Origin of the sequence: Enterobacter vonholyi (assembly GCF_008364555.1) — a bacterium.
Classification (GTDB): Bacteria; Pseudomonadota; Gammaproteobacteria; order Enterobacterales; family Enterobacteriaceae; genus Enterobacter; species Enterobacter vonholyi.
The window spans coordinates 1-1,630 of record NZ_VTUC01000023.1 but is presented as its reverse complement, the minus strand read 5'-3'; the positions used below and the strand labels follow the sequence as shown (position 1 = coordinate 1,630).

Sequence of the window (1,630 nt, the reverse complement as noted above, 5' to 3'; positions counted from 1 at the left end):
CCATTCATCAGACAATCTGTGTGAGCACTGCAAAGGCAGGTTCTTTAAGGTAAGGAGGTGATCCAACCGCAGGTTCCCCTACGGTTACCTTGTTACGACTTCACCCCAGTCATGAATCACAAAGTGGTAAGCGCCCTCCCGAAGGTTAAGCTACCTACTTCTTTTGCAACCCACTCCCATGGTGTGACGGGCGGTGTGTACAAGGCCCGGGAACGTATTCACCGTAGCATTCTGATCTACGATTACTAGCGATTCCGACTTCATGGAGTCGAGTTGCAGACTCCAATCCGGACTACGACGCACTTTATGAGGTCCGCTTGCTCTCGCGAGGTCGCTTCTCTTTGTATGCGCCATTGTAGCACGTGTGTAGCCCTACTCGTAAGGGCCATGATGACTTGACGTCATCCCCACCTTCCTCCAGTTTATCACTGGCAGTCTCCTTTGAGTTCCCGGCCTAACCGCTGGCAACAAAGGATAAGGGTTGCGCTCGTTGCGGGACTTAACCCAACATTTCACAACACGAGCTGACGACAGCCATGCAGCACCTGTCTCAGAGTTCCCGAAGGCACCAATCCATCTCTGGAAAGTTCTCTGGATGTCAAGAGTAGGTAAGGTTCTTCGCGTTGCATCGAATTAAACCACATGCTCCACCGCTTGTGCGGGCCCCCGTCAATTCATTTGAGTTTTAACCTTGCGGCCGTACTCCCCAGGCGGTCGACTTAACGCGTTAGCTCCGGAAGCCACGCCTCAAGGGCACAACCTCCAAGTCGACATCGTTTACGGCGTGGACTACCAGGGTATCTAATCCTGTTTGCTCCCCACGCTTTCGCACCTGAGCGTCAGTCTTTGTCCAGGGGGCCGCCTTCGCCACCGGTATTCCTCCAGATCTCTACGCATTTCACCGCTACACCTGGAATTCTACCCCCCTCTACAAGACTCTAGCCTGCCAGTTTCGAATGCAGTTCCCAGGTTGAGCCCGGGGATTTCACATCCGACTTGACAGACCGCCTGCGTGCGCTTTACGCCCAGTAATTCCGATTAACGCTTGCACCCTCCGTATTACCGCGGCTGCTGGCACGGAGTTAGCCGGTGCTTCTTCTGCGGGTAACGTCAATCGCTGTGGTTATTAACCACAACGCCTTCCTCCCCGCTGAAAGTACTTTACAACCCGAAGGCCTTCTTCATACACGCGGCATGGCTGCATCAGGCTTGCGCCCATTGTGCAATATTCCCCACTGCTGCCTCCCGTAGGAGTCTGGACCGTGTCTCAGTTCCAGTGTGGCTGGTCATCCTCTCAGACCAGCTAGGGATCGTCGCCTAGGTGAGCCGTTACCCCACCTACTAGCTAATCCCATCTGGGCACATCTGATGGCAAGAGGCCCGAAGGTCCCCCTCTTTGGTCTTGCGACGTTATGCGGTATTAGCTACCGTTTCCAGTAGTTATCCCCCTCCATCAGGCAGTTTCCCAGACATTACTCACCCGTCCGCCGCTCGTCACCCAGGAGCAAGCTCCCTGTGCTACCGCTCGACTTGCATGTGTTAGGCCTGCCGCCAGCGTTCAATCTGAGCCATGATCAAACTCTTCAATTTAAGTTTGATGCTCGTGAATTAAACTTCGTAATGAATTACG

At 53.9% G+C, this 1,630-nt stretch carries 1 rRNA gene; it reads right to left on the bottom strand.

The annotated features are described in order from the left end of the window. Positions 1–50: 50 nt before the first annotated feature. Positions 51–1,590: ribosomal RNA gene (locus tag F0319_RS18780) — 16S ribosomal RNA — on the bottom strand. Positions 1,591–1,630 lie beyond the last annotated feature (40 nt).